The organism is Amycolatopsis sp. CA-211722 (assembly GCF_056828465.1).
Genome location: NZ_CP184752.1, coordinates 2,298,258 through 2,314,854, shown reverse-complemented (window position 1 = coordinate 2,314,854; position 16,597 = coordinate 2,298,258). Strand labels below are relative to the sequence as shown.

The 16,597-nt window shown below is 68.9% G+C and carries 15 protein-coding genes; 9 read left to right on the top strand and 6 right to left on the bottom strand.

The genetic code is table 11. The features are described 5' to 3' along the window. Positions 1-73 precede the first annotated feature (73 nt). The 8 genes from ACOCEP_RS11375 to ACOCEP_RS11340 all read left to right on the top strand — a co-directional run bounded on the left by ACOCEP_RS11375 (position 74) and on the right by ACOCEP_RS11340 (position 9,854). Positions 74-1,324 carry a DUF3662 and FHA domain-containing protein gene (locus tag ACOCEP_RS11375; protein ID WP_482337197.1) on the top strand — a complete coding sequence of 417 codons (1,251 nt, stop codon included), beginning with the start codon at positions 74-76 and terminating at the stop codon, positions 1,322-1,324. Positions 1,325-1,485: 161 nt separating this feature from the next. Next, positions 1,486-1,953 carry an FHA domain-containing protein FhaB/FipA gene (locus ACOCEP_RS11370; protein ID WP_219146788.1) on the top strand — a complete coding sequence of 156 codons (468 nt, stop codon included), beginning with the start codon at positions 1,486-1,488 and terminating at the stop codon, positions 1,951-1,953. Further along, entirely contained in the window at positions 1,950-3,338 is a 1,389-nt protein-coding gene (locus ACOCEP_RS11365) for a PP2C family protein-serine/threonine phosphatase (RefSeq protein WP_482337196.1), read from the top strand. The genes ACOCEP_RS11370 and ACOCEP_RS11365 overlap by 4 nt, the downstream gene beginning before the upstream one ends. Next, complete coding sequence (locus ACOCEP_RS11360; protein WP_482337195.1) at positions 3,338-4,816, top strand: FtsW/RodA/SpoVE family cell cycle protein; 1,479 nt, start codon at positions 3,338-3,340, stop codon at positions 4,814-4,816. Before ACOCEP_RS11365 ends, ACOCEP_RS11360 begins: the two co-directional genes overlap by 1 nt. Then, the gene (locus ACOCEP_RS11355) at positions 4,813-6,276 is read left to right on the top strand and encodes a peptidoglycan D,D-transpeptidase FtsI family protein (protein ID WP_482337194.1); all 1,464 of its coding nucleotides are present in this window, start codon (positions 4,813-4,815) and stop codon (positions 6,274-6,276) included. The genes ACOCEP_RS11360 and ACOCEP_RS11355 overlap by 4 nt, the downstream gene beginning before the upstream one ends. Positions 6,277-6,279: 3 nt before the next feature. Next, positions 6,280-7,575, top strand: a complete 1,296-nt coding sequence (locus tag ACOCEP_RS11350) for a protein kinase domain-containing protein (RefSeq protein ID WP_482337193.1) — start codon at positions 6,280-6,282, stop codon at positions 7,573-7,575. Then, positions 7,572-9,539: a Stk1 family PASTA domain-containing Ser/Thr kinase gene (gene pknB, locus ACOCEP_RS11345; RefSeq protein WP_482337192.1), complete on the top strand. Its 1,968-nt coding sequence runs from the start codon at positions 7,572-7,574 to the stop codon at positions 9,537-9,539. Before ACOCEP_RS11350 ends, pknB begins: the two co-directional genes overlap by 4 nt. Positions 9,540-9,617: 78 nt before the next feature. Continuing rightward, positions 9,618-9,854, top strand: coding sequence for a type II toxin-antitoxin system Phd/YefM family antitoxin (locus tag ACOCEP_RS11340; RefSeq protein ID WP_482337191.1), 237 nt, complete (start codon positions 9,618-9,620; stop codon positions 9,852-9,854). A 253-nt stretch (positions 9,855-10,107) separates the two neighbouring features. Here ACOCEP_RS11340 and ACOCEP_RS11335 read toward each other — a convergent pair whose 3' ends face one another. The 4 genes from ACOCEP_RS11335 to ACOCEP_RS11320 are packed head-to-tail and all read right to left on the bottom strand — an operon-like array spanning position 10,108 to position 12,720. Beyond that, a complete protein-coding gene (locus tag ACOCEP_RS11335) occupies positions 10,108-10,650 on the bottom strand; it encodes an AAA family ATPase (RefSeq protein ID WP_482337190.1) in 543 nt (180 codons plus the stop codon). Beyond that, positions 10,650-11,294, bottom strand: a complete 645-nt coding sequence (locus tag ACOCEP_RS11330; protein WP_482337189.1) for a hypothetical protein — start codon at positions 11,292-11,294, stop codon at positions 10,650-10,652. The genes ACOCEP_RS11335 and ACOCEP_RS11330 overlap by 1 nt, the downstream gene beginning before the upstream one ends. Further along, entirely contained in the window at positions 11,282-12,079 is a 798-nt protein-coding gene (locus ACOCEP_RS11325; protein WP_482337188.1) for an ATP-binding cassette domain-containing protein, read from the bottom strand. The genes ACOCEP_RS11330 and ACOCEP_RS11325 overlap by 13 nt, the downstream gene beginning before the upstream one ends. Continuing rightward, positions 12,076-12,720 carry an aminodeoxychorismate/anthranilate synthase component II gene (locus ACOCEP_RS11320; RefSeq protein WP_482337187.1) on the bottom strand — a complete coding sequence of 215 codons (645 nt, stop codon included), beginning with the start codon at positions 12,718-12,720 and terminating at the stop codon, positions 12,076-12,078. Before ACOCEP_RS11320 ends, ACOCEP_RS11325 begins: the two co-directional genes overlap by 4 nt. Positions 12,721-12,831: 111 nt before the next feature. Here ACOCEP_RS11320 and ACOCEP_RS11315 point away from each other — a divergent pair, with 111 nt between their 5' ends. Continuing rightward, a complete protein-coding gene (locus tag ACOCEP_RS11315) occupies positions 12,832-14,151 on the top strand; it encodes an FAD-dependent oxidoreductase (RefSeq protein ID WP_482339686.1) in 1,320 nt (439 codons plus the stop codon). Between the two features lie 54 nt (positions 14,152-14,205). On the opposite strand, the gene ACOCEP_RS11310 is transcribed toward ACOCEP_RS11315, so the two are convergent. Beyond that, positions 14,206-14,862: a response regulator gene (locus ACOCEP_RS11310; RefSeq protein ID WP_482337186.1), complete on the bottom strand. Its 657-nt coding sequence runs from the start codon at positions 14,860-14,862 to the stop codon at positions 14,206-14,208. Then, entirely contained in the window at positions 14,802-16,577 is a 1,776-nt protein-coding gene (locus tag ACOCEP_RS11305) for a sensor histidine kinase (RefSeq protein WP_482337185.1), read from the bottom strand. Before ACOCEP_RS11305 ends, ACOCEP_RS11310 begins: the two co-directional genes overlap by 61 nt. Positions 16,578-16,597 lie beyond the last annotated feature (20 nt).

Here is a 16,597-nt window from a genome sequence, read left to right as displayed (position 1 = left end):
ACCGGGGGCCGTGTCCGACTGGCCGTACCCGGATAGGATCGACGGGGAAGCACACGTGTGAGGAGGTTGCCCGGTGGGCCGCGTAGAGCGCTTTGATAGGCGGCTCGAGAACCTCGTGGGCAATACCTTCGCGCGCATGTTCGGTGGCAACGTCGTCACGCAGGAAGTGGCGGTGGCGCTTGAGCGCGAGAGCGAGGAGAACGTTCGTGAGCTGGCCGGTGGTCGACAGCTCGCTCCCAACCACTACATCGTGTCGTTGGGGCAGGCTGATCACGAGCGCATGGCCGGAGACGAGCGTCGGGTCACCACGGTGCTGGCGGAGGCGGTCAAGGAACACCTCGCCGAGCACGGATGGGACACCTATGGTGACGTCGTAGTTTCGCTCGAGCGCAACGAGGCGCTGCATACTGGACAGTTCAAGACCCGTTCGTCCGTCGATCCCGACGTCAAGCCCCACGGCGCCGAAGGTTCGCCACGGTCGGCACGACCCAGCAACGCAGGAGACCCAGCAATGAGCCAGCCCCCCGGCTACGGCCAATACGACCAGGGTGACCCGTACGGCCAGCAGGGCCAGTACGGCTACGGACAGCAGGCTGGCCAGCAGCAGCCCGGGTACGACCAGGGTTATGGCGGCCAGCAGCAGGGCGGCTACGACCAGGGTTACGGCGGCGCCCAGCAGCCCGGGTACGACCAATACGGCGGCCAGCAGCAAGGTGGCTACGACCAGGGCTATGGCGGCGCCCAGCAGCCCGGGTACGACCAGTACGGCGGCCAGCAGCAGGGCGGCTACGACCAGGGCTATGGCGGCGCCCAGCAGCCTGGCTACGACCAGTACGGCGGTGCGCAGCAGCAGCCCGGGTACGACCAGGGTTACGGCGGCGGCGCCCAGCAGCCCGGCTACGACCAGTACGGCGGCCAGCAGCAGCAGGGCGGGTACGACCAGTACGGCGGCGGCCAGCAGCAGTACGGCCAGCCCGCCGCGGACCCGTACGCCCAGGGCGGTGGCTACGGCGGCCAGCCGGCGGCCGGTCGTCAGCTCACCGCGAGCCTCCAGCTGGACGACGGCTCGAACCGTTCGTACTCGCTGAAGCAGGGCGGGAACGTCGTGGGCCGCGGCCAGGACGCCGACTTCCGGCTCCCGGACACCGGTGTCTCGCGCCGTCACCTGGAGATCACCTGGGACGGCCAGAGCGCGACGCTCGCGGACATCGGTTCGACCAACGGCACGACCGTCAACGGCACCCCGGTGCAGACCTGGCAGCTGGCCGACGGCGACGTGATCCGCGTGGGCCACTCGTCTCTCGTGTTCCGTACGCAGGGCTGACCGGCGGCGTCCGGAGGGGGTATCGCAGAATTGCGGTGCGGGGACCTGTGGTGGATCGGCACCGCGGGTCGTACGCGGAGAGCGGCGCTGTCCGGAGCCGACCATCCCGGACGGCACGGGCTCTCCGCGGCGTACAGGAGAAACGGGAGCGGACACAACAAGTGCCAGAGCTGGTCGTTCAACTCACCAGGGTGGGCTTTCTCGTGCTGCTCTGGCTCTTCGTGTTCGCCGCGTTGCGTGTCGTCCGGTCGGATCTGTACGCGGCCTCCGGGCTGCGAGTCGCCGTCCCGACGTTCGGCCGCAAGAAGAAGGAAACCAAGAAGCCGCGCGGCGGGAAATCGCCGCAGCAGCTGCTCGTGACCCATGGTGCGCTGGCGGGAACCAGGATCGCCTTGGACGGCAGGCCGATCCTGATCGGCCGCGCCGACGACTCGACCCTGGTGCTGGACGACGACTACGCGTCGACCCGCCACGCCCGGATCGCCCTGCGCGGGGAGGATTGGTACGTGGAAGATCTGGGCTCGACGAACGGGACGTACCTCGACCGGGCTAAGGTCACGGCACCCCTCCGGGTCCCGCTCGGAGTCCCCATCCGGATCGGCAAAACGGTGATCGAGCTTCGCCCATGACTCTCGTCCTCCGCTACGCGGCTCGCAGCGACCGGGGCCTGGTGCGTTCCAGCAACCAGGACTCCGTGTACGCCGGTCCCCGCCTGCTCGCCCTCGCCGACGGCATGGGCGGTCACGCCGCGGGTGAGGTGGCCAGCAAGGTCGTCATCGCCTCCCTCGCCCCCCTCGACGACGACGATCCGAGCGACGACCTTCTCGCTCAGCTGCGTGAGGCCGTCCAGAACGGCAACGCGGCCATCGCCGAACTCGTCCAGCAGGACCCGGATCTCGACGGGATGGGCACGACCCTGACCGCCGTGCTGTTCGCCGGTTCGCGGATGGGTGTCGTACACGTCGGCGACTCGCGGGCGTATCTGATGCGCGGCGGTCAGTTCTCGCAGATCACGCGGGACGACAGCTTCGTCAACGAACTTCTCGAACAGGGCCGGATCACGCCGGAAGAGGCCGCGGTGCACCCGCAGCGGTCGCTGCTGCTGAAGGCGCTGACCGGCCACGAGGTCGAGCCGAGCCTGACCGTGCGCGAGGCCCGCGCCGGTGACCGGTACCTGATCTGTTCGGACGGCCTGTCCGGCATGGTCAGCGACGAGACGCTGTCCGAGGCGATCCAGATCCCGGATCCGCAGGCCTGCGCGGACCGGATGATCGAGCTGGCGCTCAAGGGCGGCGGCACGGACAACGTCACGGTGATCATCGCCGACGTCGTCGACGTCGACTTCGGTGAGGACGCGCCCATCGTGGGCGGCGCCGCCGGGGACGGCAGCGACGAATTCCACCAGGGCGACTCCCCCGCCGCCCGCGCCCGCGCGCTGACCCAGCCCGCGCCGCAGCCGCGGCCCGAGGTCCAGCCCCAACAGGAGGACCCCAAGGTCAAGCGCCGGAGGCGATTTCGCTGGCTGGCGGGAGCGGTGGTCGTCCTGATCGTGCTGGCCGCGGCGGCGATCGCCACGCGGTATTTCGTGCTGAGCCAGTACTACGTCGGTGAGGGGCCCGGCGAGGAGGTCGTGATCTTTCGCGGTGTCCCCGGCAGCGTCCTCGGCATCGACCTGCACGCCTACGAGCAGGGCTCGTGCCCGCCGGGCGGGCTGTGCACCGACAAGCTCCTGGTGCCGGCGCTGCAGGAGGACGCGCGGATCGCGGTGAAGAACGGCGTCAAGAAGGACAACCTCGACGACGCCCGCAAGTACATCGACGACTTCCTGCGGCCGCACAAGCAGCTGGCCGACTGCAAACCGGACGCCAGCTCGACTTCCACGCCTCCCGCGTCGTCGCCGCCCCCGGCGTCGTCGGCATCCCCTTCGACCCCCGCCTCGCCGAGTTCGGCGAACCAGCCTGCGGGGAGGGACTGCTCGACGCCGGCACCGGCAGCACCGGGGGGCGGTAATTGATGAGCACGCCGCTCGCCGATCCGGCTTCGGCCCAGTTCGCCACCAATCCTCCGCGTGAGCTGCCCAAGCGGCGCGGCACCGAACTCGTCCTCCTGGCGTTCGCCACCTTCATCGTCACCGTCGCGCTCGTGCTGGTGGAGGCGAACCAGGAGCAGGAGCTCACCAGCTCGATCATCTGGCTGGGGCTTTCGTACCTCGCGGTGCTGACGGCGGCGCATCTGGCGGTCCGCCGCTGGGCGCCGTACGCGGATCCGGTGATCCTGCCGTGTGTCGCGCTGCTGAACGGGCTCGGCCTGGTGATGATCCACCGGATCGACCTGGCGCTCGCGGAACGCGCGCTCCAGCAGGGCAGGGAGTACACGCCGGACGTCACCAAGCAGGTGCTGTTCACGGCGATCTCGCTGGTGCTGTTCGTGGTGGTGCTGGTCGTGATCAGCGATCACCGCACGCTGACCCGCTACGGCTACACCTGCGGCCTGGTCGGCATCGTGGCGCTCGCGCTGCCCGCGGTGCTGCCGTCGAGCCTGTCCGAGGTCAACGGCGCGAAGGTCTGGATCAAGCTGCCGTTCTTCTCGATCCAGCCGGGCGAGTTCGCGAAGATCCTGCTGATGATCTTCTTCGCCTCGTTCCTGGTGACGAAACGCGACCTGTTCATGGTGGCGGGCAAGCGGATCGTCGGCGTCGAACTGCCGCGTGCCCGTGACCTCGGCCCGATCCTCATCGCGGCGGCCGCCTGCCTCGGCGTGCTGGTGTTCGAGAAGGACCTCGGCACGTCGCTGCTGTTCTTCGGGGTCACGCTGGTGATGCTGTACGTCGCCACCGAACGGATCATCTGGGTCGTGCTCGGGGTCGGCTTCTTCGCGGCCGGCGCGATCATCGCCTACAACCTGTTCACGCACGTCCAGCAGCGCGTCCGGAACTGGATCGACCCGCTGGCCACCTACGACGACCCCGGCGGCGGCTACCAGGTCGCGCAGGGGTTGTTCGGGCTCGGCACCGGCGGCGTCGGCGGGACCGGCCTGGGCGCGGGACGGCCGGACATGGTCCCCGAGGCCAAGACGGACTTCATCACCACCGCGATCGGCGAGGAACTCGGCCTGATCGGGCTCACGGCGATGCTGATGCTGTACCTGATCCTGGCGATGCGCGGGATGCGCAGCGCCCTCGCCGTCCGCGACACCTTCGGCAAACTCCTCGGCGGCGGTCTGTCGTTCGCCCTGGTCATGCAGATCTTCGTCGTCGTCGGCGGCGTCACGAACCTGATCCCGAACACCGGCATCACCGCCCCGTTCCTCTCCCGCGGTGGTTCCTCACTGCTCGCGAACTACATCCTGGTGGCCCTCCTGCTCCGAATCTCCGACGCCGCCCGCAAACCCGCCGTGCGGCCGAAGCCGCAGCAGCCCCAGGCGCCGCTCGCCGAAGCGCACACGGTGATGGTCCAGCGGCCGCCCGCGAACGGTGAGGGGAGCCCCTCGTGAACACCCCGCTCCGCAAGGTGGGCGTCGCCATGCTCGTCATGGTGGTGCTCCTGATGGCCAACGCCACCTACATCCAGGTGGTCAAGGCCGACGACTACCGCACCGACTCGCGCAACGTGCGCGTGCTCTACGACGAGTACTCCCGCCAGCGAGGCCTGATCGTGACGCCCGACGGCGCCGCGCTCGCGAAGGTCGACCCGTCGAACGACAAGTACAAGTTCATCCGGACCTACGCCGACGGTCCGATGTACGCGCCGGTCACCGGCTACTACTCGATCAACTACGGCTCGGGCGGCCTGGAGCGGTCCGAGGACGACGTCCTCAACGGCTCCGACCCGCGGCTGTTCGTGCGGCGTCTTTCGGACATGGTCACCGGCCGCGACCCGCGCGGCGGGAACGTGCGGCTGACGATCAACCCGGCCGTGCAGAAGGCCGCGTACGACCTGATGACGCAGAAGGGTTACACCGGCTCGGTGGTCGCGATCGAGCCCAAGACCGGGCGCATCCTCGCGATGGTGTCGACGCCGTCGTTCGACCCGAACAAGCTGGCCTCGCACACCACCAAGGAGCAGGTCGCGGCCTGGTCGCAGTGGCGCGACGACCCCAAGAAACCGATGCTGAACCGCGCGATCTCGGAGACCTACCCCCCGGGTTCGACGGCCAAGCTGCTGGTCACCGCGGCCGCGCTCGAGGACGGCAAGACCGCGGACATGCCGGTCAACACCGCGCCCAACGTGAAGCTCCCCGGCACGCAGACGACGCTGGAGAACTACGGCGGCGCGGCCTGCAAGGGCAGCACGCTGAAGGAAGCGCTGCGGTACTCGTGCAACGTGCCCTTCGCCGAAATCGCCGGCGAGCTCGGCAAGGACAAGCTGAACGCGACGGCCAAGAACTTCGGCGTCGGCGAGGACCTGACCGTGCCGATGCGGGTCGCCGGGTCCTCCCTCGGCCCGCTGGAATCGAAGGCGGCGCTGTACCAGAGCGCCATCGGTCAGCGCGACGTGCGGCTGACCCCGATCCAGGACGCCCTGCTTTCGGCGACCATCGCGAACAACGGGATGGCGATGAAGCCGCAGCTCGTGCAGTCGCTGCTGGCGCCGAACCTGTCGACCATCGAGGACTACACCCCGACCGAGCTGACCGGTGACGCCGCGATGTCGAGCGCGAACGCCGCGATCCTGCGCGACATGATGCTGGCGTCGGAAGAGAACACGAAGGGCGCCGGCAAACGCGGCGACATCCAGATCGCCTCCAAGACCGGCACCGCCGAGCACGGCAACGACCCGAAGAACACCCCGCCGCACGCCTGGTACACCGGGTTCGCGCCGGCGATGGACCCGAAGATCGCCGTCTCGGTGATCGTCGAGTCCGGGGGTAACCGCGGGCTCGAAGCGACCGGTGGCACCGTGGCCGCGGAGATCGGCCGCGCCGCCGTCAACGCCATGCTCGGGGGTGGATAGCGGATGCTGTCCTCGGGTCAGCTGCTGGCCGACCGGTACAAGCTGACGAACCGGATCGCCGTCGGCGGGATGGGCGAGGTCTGGCAGGCCAGTGACACGCGGCTGGACCGGACGGTCGCGGTCAAGATCCTCAAGGCGGAGCTGTCCGGCGACGCGGAGTTCCTGCACCGGTTCCGGACCGAGGCGCGGATGACCGCGTCGCTGAACCATCCCGGCATCGCCGCGGTGCACGACTACGGCGAGACGGTCGCGGACGAGCTGTCGATCGCGTATCTGGTGATGGAGCTGGTCGAGGGCGATCCGCTGGCCGCGATCATCACCCGCGAAGGACGGCTGAACGCCGAGCGCACCCTGGACATCCTGGAGCAGGCCGGTAACGCGCTGCAGGCCGCGCACGAAACGGGTCTCGTGCACCGCGACGTCAAACCGGGCAACATCATGGTGACCCCGGCCGGCCAGGTGAAGATCACGGACTTCGGGGTCGCGAAGGCCGCCGACGCCGCCCCCGTGACCAGGTCCGGCATGGTGATGGGCACCGCCCACTACATCGCCCCCGAGCAGGCGCTCGGGCACAACGCCGAACCGGCGAGCGACGTCTACTCGCTGGCCGTGTGCGGCTACGAATGCCTCACCGGGCACCGGCCGTTCCTTTCGGAGAACGCGGTGACCGTCGCGATGATGCACATCCGCGACCTCCCGCCGCCGCTGCCGCCGGACGTGCCTCCGGGCGCCCGCGCGGTCATCGAAGCGACCCTGATCAAGGATCCGCGACAGCGGTACAACAGCGGTGGCGAGTTCGCCGCCGCCGTCGCCGCCGTCCGCGCCGGGCTTCCGCTGCCGACGCCATCGGGGATGGTGAACGTGGCGTATTCCACGGGCCAGCCCGTGCTGCAGCCCGGCCCGCATTCGCCGCCGAACCCGATGGTGGCCGTCGGGCCGGCGTCGCATCCGGCGATGCACCCGGTCGCCGGCCCGCCGCCGATGGCGGTCCGCCGTCTGCCGGGAAGACGGCCACAATGGGGCTGGTGGGTGCTGCTCGCGGTGATCCTGATCGCAGTACTGGTGGCAGGAGCCTTCCTCATCGTGAGACTGGTCGGTTCGGGCAACGGACCGCAGTCGGGCGGCGTGGAAACGAGTGAGCACGTACCGGCTCCGGGTAAGAAGTCTGAAGGTCCTCCGCCGACATCCGCATACCCAGCGGTGCCGACGGAGGGCGGCACCGAGGAGCCGGCCGGACAGGCGAATCCGGGAATGATGAGCAGCAAACCTTGGACGGAATGGAACGGCACGCAGAGATGAGCACACCAAGACTGCTCAGCAACCGCTACGAGCTGGGCGAAACGCTCGGCTACGGAGGCATGTCGGAGGTCCACCACGGCCACGACGTGCGCCTGGGCCGGGAGGTGGCGATCAAGATCCTGCGTGCCGACCTGGCGCGGGATCCCCAGTTCCAAGAACGTTTCCGTCGCGAGGCACAGAACGCGGCGGCACTGAACCACCCGGCGATCGTCGCCGTCTACGACACCGGCGAGACGAACACCGAGTTCGGCCCGCTGCCCTACATCGTGATGGAGTACGTCGAAGGACGGACTCTGCGCGACATCGTGAAGACCGAAGGGCCGATGTCGCAGAAGCGGGCCATGGAGGTCATGGCCGACGTCTGCGCGGCGCTGGACTTCTCGCACCGGCACGGCATCGTGCACCGCGACGTCAAACCGGCGAACGTGATGATCACGAAGAACGGCGCCGTCAAGGTGATGGACTTCGGCATCGCGCGCGCCATGCACGACGGGCAGTCCGCGATGACGCAGACCGCCGCGGTGATCGGCACGGCGCAGTACCTCTCGCCGGAGCAGGCGCGCGGTGAGTCCGTCGACGCGCGTTCCGACGTCTACGCCGCCGGCTGTGTGCTGTACGAACTCATCACCGGCGAGCCGCCCTTCACCGGCGACTCGCCCGTGGCGGTGGCGTACCAGCACGTCCGGGAAGACCCGAACCCGCCTTCGTCGGTGAACCCCGCCGTGGCGCCCGAGCTCGACGCCGTCGTGCTCAAGGCGCTCGCGAAGGGCCCGGCGAACCGCTACCAGTCGTCGGCGGAGATGCGTTCGGACCTGGTCCGCACGCTGTCCGGCCAGCGTCCGGCCGCGCCGATGGTGATGTCGGAGGACGAGCGCACCCAGGTCATGGACTCCGACCGCCGGGTGCCGCCGCGCTACGACCAGTACGAGGAAGACGAAGAGGACCCGGCCGCGAAGAAGAAGCGGCGTGCCTGGCTCATCGCCGGTCTCGTGGTGTCGCTGGCCGCCGTGGTGCTGCTGATCATGTGGCTGTCCAACGCGTTCAACAGCACCGGCGCGGAGAGCAAGGCGATCCCGAAGGTCACGGGCCAGCCCGAGGCCTCGGCGAAGGACACGCTCCGCGGCGCGGGGTTCAACTCGTTCGAGCCGACCAAGAAGGTGCCTTGCACCGGGGAGGCCGTCAACGGCTTGCTTGCCTGCGACGAGAACATGATCGACAAGGTCATCGCGATCAGCCCGGCAGAAGGCCAGGTGACGCCGACCACGGACAAGATCACGCTGACCGTCGGTGCGAAACCGGGCAAGGTCAAGACCCCGGATCTCAAGGGCAAGAGCGTGGCCGAAGCCACGGCCGCGCTGACCGAGGCCGGTCTGAAGCTCGGCGCGACCACCGAGGAAGAGACCGAAGACACCAACGAGGCCGGCAAGGTCATCTCGCAGAATCCGGCTTCGCAGGCCGAGGTCGACCAGGGTTCGAAGGTCGACATCACGGTCGGCAAGTCCAAGGAACTGAAGACCGTCCCGAACTACAAGGGCAAGACGCAGGCCGAGGCCGAAGCCGGGTTGAAGGCGGCCGGGTTCACCCCGCAGACCACCAACGTGGACTCCGACCAGGCCAAGGGCACGGTGCTCGAACAGACACCGAACGGCGGCAAGCTGCCCGTCGGCAGTGTGGTCAAGCTGTCGGTGTCGAACGGCAGCCAGGAGACCTTCGACATGCCGAACCTGAAGGGCATGACCGAGGAGCAGGCGACGCGGCAGCTGCAGCAGCTGGGCTGGAACGGTCAGCTGGACACGCAGGCCGACAAGAACGGTGACCGGGACCAGGCAGGCAAGGTCAGCAAGACCAACCCGCAGGCCGGTTCGAAGGTCGCGAAGAACGCGCCGATCACGCTGTTCATCGTGGAAGGCGATGAGACAACAACGTCACCGACCAAGTCTGGGATCTTCGACCCCCCGCGATAGGCAGTCGAGCGAGAGGGCCCCGCACGGTTTCGTGCGGGGCCCTTCTGCTTGCGGCAGCGAGGCCGCTATGTTGGAAACATGATCCGGCGGATCACTCAACGCGAACTGCGGAACGACATGCCGGAAGTCGTGCGTTCTCTCGAAGCCGGCGACGGTTTCGTTCTCACACGTGATGGCACGCCGATCGCCGACATCGTTCCGCACGGCCAGAAACCGGCCTTCGTTCCGGTAAGCGAGCTGATCGAGCTCCTCGGTGACCTTCCGCCCGAAGATCCTGAGCGGTTCTTCGCGGATGTCGATCGCGCGGCGGACTGATCCGCATCGCGGTCCGGGAGACTCCCCAAAGAGACCTGGCACGTTCCCAACTGTCCATAAGTGACAGTTGGCGGGATGGCGACGCCCGCTCTGGGCACTTTGTGCGGATTTGCGGGTGGTCGTGAGTGACAAAGAGGGTTAGAACCGTCATTGTCACTCACGACCCCCACCGAAAACCGCACATCTAACCACCAACCGGACATTCGGCTGCCATGAAGTGTCCCTTGTGGACACCTGGGACGACTGGCCCTCATCAGGGCGCCAAGCTGTCCAAAAGGCCTTGGTAGGCCTGCTGAATCCGCCCAGCACTGGTGTGCACCACGACCGCCTTCGGGCGCGTCGCGATGAGTGCCACGAGCCTGTCGTACATCGCCGCGAGCCGTTCTGGCCCGCCCAGCATCTCGTGCGCCTCGACGTGTTCGGGCTCGGCCGCGGCGCGGGTGCGTTCGGCGAACCGCCGGAGCACGTTGTCCTTGGTGTCGAGGAGGACGATCTCGTGGAACTCCGCGGCCGTCGCCTCGGCGAGCGTTTCCAGTCGCTCAAGGAAGTCGGCGCGGCCGAGGAACTGCGGGACTATCACGTCGTGGCCCGCGAGCAGATGGGTCCGCGCGGCGCCAACGGCGAGGTCGCGGGCGAGCGTTCCGGCCTTCGCGGGGTAGTCACGCCAGGCGCCGAGCAGGCCGCGGATCCGGTCGATGTCGAGATTCAGCGTCAGCGGGTGATCTTCGGCGTACCGCCGGGCCAGCGTCGACTTCCCGCAGGCGGGCGGGCCGTTGAGCACGATGAGACGCGGCATCAGGCGTTGCGCCGCACCAGGTGTCCGACGGCCGTCGCGCTCAGCAGCAAGACGGCGACCGCCGCCACCGCGGCCACGATGAACGGACCGGGCAGGGATTTTTGCGAGGTCAAGGCGCGCAGCAGCGGGTTGGCCAGCGGCAGCCATTTCACCAGGAGTACGGCCGCGAGCGCGAAGATCGCCGCCAAGACCGACCAGCCGATCCGCGGGACCAACAGCCGCGAACAGGGCAGTCCGATCGCGATCCCGAACAACGCGCACAGCGCGTGCGCCGCGGCCCCGAGGGCGAGGGCACCGATCGGGAAGCCGCCGGAGCGGAGGCCCGACCAGGCCAGCGTCACGACGATCAGCACCGTGGCACAACCGAAAACGGCCAGCGTGGCGCCGCCGAGGACCGATCGCCAGCGTCGCGCGTGGCTGAAGGTCACCAGCCGCTGCACCGGGTCCTCGACGTCGAGCATCGCGATCGTCAGCCAGCACGAGACCACCAGGAGCGAACCCGCGCTGATCCCGTACTGCGGCAGCAGCGGCGACTTCGGATCCGTGTAGAGCACGGTGTTCACCGCGAGGTAGGCGAGGACCGCGGGAAGGTAGCGCTGGGAATGCCCGAGCAGCGCGAGGTAGTAGCGGGTCATGGCGAGCACGGCGCCACCTCCCGGACCGAGAAACCGCGGTTGAGCGCACGCAGCAGGACCGCGTCCGTGTGCCCGGCTTCGACGGTCAAGGTGACTTTCCCGCCTTCGGCCACGGCTTGACTGACACCCGGTTCCGAGGACCAGTCGCCATCCGGTCCGTGCAGGACGATCCTCGTCGCGCCTGCTTCGACGGGGGTCAGCAGACCGTCGTCCATCCGGTAGACGACGTCGGCGTGGGCGTGCACGACGGCCGCGCGGTGGTCGGTGAAGACCACGCTCGCGCCCCGTTCCTTGGTCTCGGCGACGAGTTCGCCGAGCACCGTGTGGGCTTCGACGTCGAGCCCGGACCAGGGCTCGTCGAGGATCAGCAGGTCCGGCTCGGCGAGGACCGCCTGCGCGAGACCGACTTTCTGGGCGTTGCCCTTCGACAGGGTCCGCAAGGGCGCGTCCGGTCCGCCGACCAGGGCCAGCCGGTCCAGCAGTGGATCGATCATCAACATGTCGACATGGCCGTCGATGCGGGCCATGTGCCGCAGGTACGCCCGCGCGCTCATCCGCTGCCCCGCCGGGAAGCGGTCCGGCAGGTAGCCGACGCGCGGATCGCCCACGACGGTTCCCGAAGTCACCCGGGAAAGTGCCGCGAGGATCCTGAGCAGCGTCGACTTCCCCGAGCCGTTCGAGCCGAGGACGCCGATCACGCGACCCGCCGGGATGTCGAGGTCGACGTCGGTGAGCACGGCTTCGCCGCGGCCATAGCGCTTACCGACCCCTTCGAGCCGGATCAGCGAGGTCACGCAGCAGCGGCCTTCTGCAGTGCGCGGGTCGCCTGTTCGAGTTCGTCGACCGTGGCGTCGGGGACCGGGTGGCCGGCCGAAGCCATCCAGTTCGCCAGCATCCGGTGCCCGCCCTGGGTGAGCACGGATTCGGGGTGGAACTGGACGCCTTCGAGCGGCAGCTCGCGGTGGCGCATGCCCATCACGACACCCGACTCGGTGCGGCCTGTGATCTCGAACACGGCGTCGTCGATGGTTTCGGGCAAAACGGTCAGCGAGTGGTACCGCGTGGCGGTGAATTCCGCGGGGAGGCCGGCGAGCACACCGTCGCCCGAATGGTGGACTTGACTGGTCTTGCCGTGCAGCAGTTCCGGGGCGCGGTCGACGGTGGCGCCGAAGACGACGCCGAGGGCCTGATGGCCGAGGCAGACGCCGAGCATCGGGATGCGTTTCCTGGCGCATTCGCGGATGACATCCATGCTCTGACCAGCGCGTTCCGGTGTTCCGGGGCCGGGAGAGACGAGCACCGCGTCGAACTCGCCGAGCTCGTCGACGTCCACCACGTCGTTACGCCAGACGGTGCAGTCGGCGCCGAGCTGGGCCAGATACTGGACCAGGTTGTAGACAAAACTGTCGTAGTTGTCGACGACGAGCACGCGCATGAAACCAGCTTAGCGGCTCCCATCAGGTGGACCGTACGCCAGATCACAATGATTGTTAGGGCAACCTAACTTACCGTGTTAGGAGTGAGCCGTTCTCTTCGTGTAGCCATCGTGGGTGCCGGTCCGGCCGGCATCTACGCCGCCGACATCCTCGACAAGTCCGACGCCGACGTGACGATCGACCTGTTCGAGCGCATGCCGGCGCCGTTCGGGCTGATCCGGTACGGCGTCGCGCCCGACCACCCCCGGATCAAGGGCATCGTCACCGCCCTGCACAAGGTCCTCGACAAGCCGAACATCCGGCTGCTGGGCAACGTCGACTACGGGACCGACCTGAAGCTCGACGACCTGCGCCAGTTCTACGACGCGGTGATCTTCTCGACCGGCGCCATGGCCGACCGCGCGCTCGACATCCCCGGGATCGACCTCGACGGCAGCTACGGCGCCGCCGACTTCGTCTCCTGGTACGACGGGCACCCGGACGTGCCGCGCACCTGGCCGCTGAACGCGACCTCGGTCGCCGTCCTCGGCGTCGGGAACGTGGCGCTCGACGTGGCGCGCGTCCTCGCGAAGACCGCCGACGAGCTGCTCAGCACCGACATCCCGGACAACGTCTATCAGGGGTTGAAGGCCAGCCCGGTCACCGACGTGCACGTGTTCGGCCGTCGCGGCCCGGCGCAGGCGAAGTTCACGCCGCTGGAGCTGCGGGAGCTGGACCACTCGCCGAACGTCGAGGTCATCGTCTACCCCGAGGACATCGAGTTCGACGAAGGCAGCATCGCCGCGCTGCGAGCGTCGAAGCAGATCGACATGGTCGTGAAGACGCTGCAGGAGTGGGCGATCCGCGACCAGGGCGACCGGCCGAAGCGGCTGCACCTGCACTTCCTGCACTCGCCGTGCGAGATCGTCGGCGAGGACGGCAAGGTGACCGGCCTGCGGACCGAGCGCACCGAACTGACCGGTGACGGCAACGTGCGCGGCACCGGCGAGTTCCACGACTGGGACGTCCAGGCCGTCTACCGCGCGGTGGGCTACCTGTCGTCGCATCTGCCGGAGATCCCGTTCGACCACACCACCGGCACCGTGCCGAACCAGGCCGGCCGGGTGCTGGACATCGACGAGGAGCAGGTGCCGGGCGTCTACGTGACCGGCTGGATCAAACGCGGACCGGTCGGCCTCATCGGCCACACCAAGGGCGACGCGGCCGAAACGATCGCGAGCCTGCTGGCCGACGCCGACAACCTCACGGCCCCGGCCGTCGAGGACCCCGACGCGATCCTCGGTTTCCTGACCGAACGCGGCGTTCCCTTCACCACCTGGGAAGGCTGGGGCAAGCTCGACGCCCACGAGAAGTCGCTCGGTGTCCCGCACGGCCGGGAGCGCGTCAAGGTCGTGGAGCGCGACGAAATGACCCGCATCTCGCGAGGCTGAACCAACTGCGCGTGAAGGCCCCCTTCCCTCGGCTGAGCCGAGGGAAGGGGGCCTTCACGCGGAACCGAGGTAAGCGAGGACCGCGAGGACGCGGCGGTTCGTGTCGTCCGAAGCGACGATGCCGAGCTTCGCGAAGATGTTCGCGGTGTGCTTCCCCACCGCCCCTTCGCTGAAGTGCAGCCGCGCAGCGATCGCGGCGTTGGAACACCCCTCCGCCATCAAGCCGAGCACCTCGCGTTCGCGTGGGGTCAGCGCGGAAAGCGGGTCGGACGCGTTGCCCGCCACCAGTTTCGCGATCACTTCGGGATCCATCGCGGTCCCGCCGCCCGCCACCCGCCGCACCGCGTCGATGAACTGGTCCGCGTTGAAGACGCGGTCCTTCAGCAGATAGCCGATCGCGCCGGCACCGTCGGCGAGCAGCTCACGCGCATAGAGCTGCTCGACGTGTTGTGACAGAACGAGAATCGGCAGACCGGGGATGTCACGCCGTACCGCCAGCGCGACCTGGAGCCCTTCGTCGGTGAGCGTCGGCGGCATCCGGACGTCGACGACCGAAACCTCGGGCCGGTGCGTGCGCAGCGCCCGGTCCAGCTCCGGCCCGGTGCCCACCGCCTCGACGACGTCGAAACCGTGCGCGGTCAGCAAATGCGTCAAGCCGTCTCGGAGGAGGTACTGGTCTTCGGCGACGACGCATCGGGGTCGAGCTGGCACGGGATCTCCATGATCGCCTTCGTCGGCCCGCCGAGCGGGCTGGTCAGAGCAAAAGTACCGTCGAAGGCGCCCAGTCTGCGTTCGATCCCGCGAATCCCGCTCCCCCGGGCCGCGTTCGCACCACCCTTCCCGTCGTCGGTCACCGCGATCCGCAGCAGACCGTCTTCGTAGCCCAGTTCGATCGACACTCGCCGTGCCTCTCCGTGTTTCGCCGCGTTGCCCAGCAGCTCGCTGACCGCGAAATACGCGCACGCCTCGGCGGGCTGCTCCAGCCGGGGCAGGTCGCCGCTCACCGACGCCCGCAGCGGACTGTCCAGCGCCATCGCCCGCACCGCGTCCCCGAGCCCGCGCTCGGACAACACCGGCGGGTGAATCCCGCGCACCAGCAGCCGCAACTCGGTCAGCGTCTCGGACGATGTGTGCCGCAGCTCGGCGGCCAGCCGTTTCGCCGCGGCCGGATCGCTGTCGATCAGCGCTTCGACCGCGCCCAGCTTCATCCCCATGGCGACCAGCCGCGACTGGACGCCGTCGTGCAGGTCCCGCTCGATGCGCCGCAGCTCGGCGGCCTGCGCGACCGACGCGTCGGTCCGCGTCTGCTTCAGCCGTTCGACACGTTGCGCCAGCCGCGAAGCCTCTGTCGGACCGAGAAGCAGCTTCGCGAAGCGCGCTCCCGAGCGGGCGAGCCACGGCGTCGCGAGCAGCCCGGCGGCGATCGCGGCCACCGCGACCGGAGTCAGCGCGAGCGCTTGCCCGAACGGACGCCAGATCCACAGCGCCACCACGGCCCAGAGCCCGGCGAACACCAGTGCCGCGGTCGGCACCACCATCAGCAGCAACACCACGGAGTTGACCACCGCGGCCGCCAGGTCGCGCCAGGTCGCCCGGTCCCGAATCACCCAGCGCAGGCGCGCCAGCCGCGCCGGCCACCACGGAGTGTCGTAAAGCTGCCGTCCGTACTGGTACATCCCGTCCGCGCGGGGGACGGGGAACGGCGGCTCAGGCAGGTACGGTCGGTCGATCCGCACCCCGGTCCAGTTCTTGGCCTCGCGGCGCAGGGTGTCGGTCACCGTGCGACCGGCGACGACCATCGTCGGGAACAGCGGCGACGGCCAGATCAGGCTGAGCAGCGTCGGGATCGCCATCCCGAGCTGCGCGACCGAGAGCGCGAACAGGCCCAACTGGAATCCCAGCGCCTTCGACCTGCTCCTCACCCAGCCGCCCCCGGCCCGAGCCGGGCGGGGGCCGAGCCACCAGCGCGTCCACTTCCCGTACAGCCGGAGCGCGCGCGGCCCGGACAGCAGAACGGCGGGTATCAGCAGCAGCCCCGCGAGCGGGTTCCACAGCTGCCAGCCGAGATCGCGGCCGGTCGCCGGATCTTCGGAGATCCACTCGAACCGTTTGGTCCACTTGATGAACCACGACCGCTTGAACAGGCTGTTCCCGTCGCGGTACCAGCCGTCGCGCTCACGTTCCGGCTCCGGCGGCGCCGGCCGGTAGGGCGGTTCGACGTCGACGCCGCACCAGCGTCCGGCCAGCCGCCGGGTGAGCGCGGCGCGCGGACGCGTCCCTTCGAGCGCGAGCGTGTAGGCGAAGACCAGGCCGACACAGAGCAGGCAGAAACCCACCAGTTCGAGCAGCAGGTCCAGCCAGCTCACCAGCGCCAACCCCGCGAGCGCGAAGCCGCGGCGCACTGAGGTGAGGTAGGTGCGGAACATGCGACGAAGTCTTCCCCACC

Excerpts from the sequence above, each read along its gene's own strand:
- ACOCEP_RS11340 (WP_482337191.1), top strand. The coding sequence starts at position 9,618 with ATGATCCGGCGGATCACTCAACGCGAACTGCGGAACGACATGCCGGAA.
- ACOCEP_RS11365 (WP_482337196.1), top strand. The coding sequence starts at position 1,950 with ATGACTCTCGTCCTCCGCTACGCGGCTCGCAGCGACCGGGGCCTGGTG.
- ACOCEP_RS11360 (WP_482337195.1), top strand. The coding sequence starts at position 3,338 with ATGAGCACGCCGCTCGCCGATCCGGCTTCGGCCCAGTTCGCCACCAAT.
- ACOCEP_RS11320 (WP_482337187.1), bottom strand. The coding sequence starts at position 12,720 with ATGCGCGTGCTCGTCGTCGACAACTACGACAGTTTTGTCTACAACCTG.
- ACOCEP_RS11350 (WP_482337193.1), top strand. The coding sequence starts at position 6,280 with ATGCTGTCCTCGGGTCAGCTGCTGGCCGACCGGTACAAGCTGACGAAC.
- pknB (WP_482337192.1), top strand. The coding sequence starts at position 7,572 with ATGAGCACACCAAGACTGCTCAGCAACCGCTACGAGCTGGGCGAAACG.
- ACOCEP_RS11335 (WP_482337190.1), bottom strand. The coding sequence starts at position 10,650 with ATGCCGCGTCTCATCGTGCTCAACGGCCCGCCCGCCTGCGGGAAGTCG.
- ACOCEP_RS11305 (WP_482337185.1), bottom strand. The coding sequence starts at position 16,577 with ATGTTCCGCACCTACCTCACCTCAGTGCGCCGCGGCTTCGCGCTCGCG.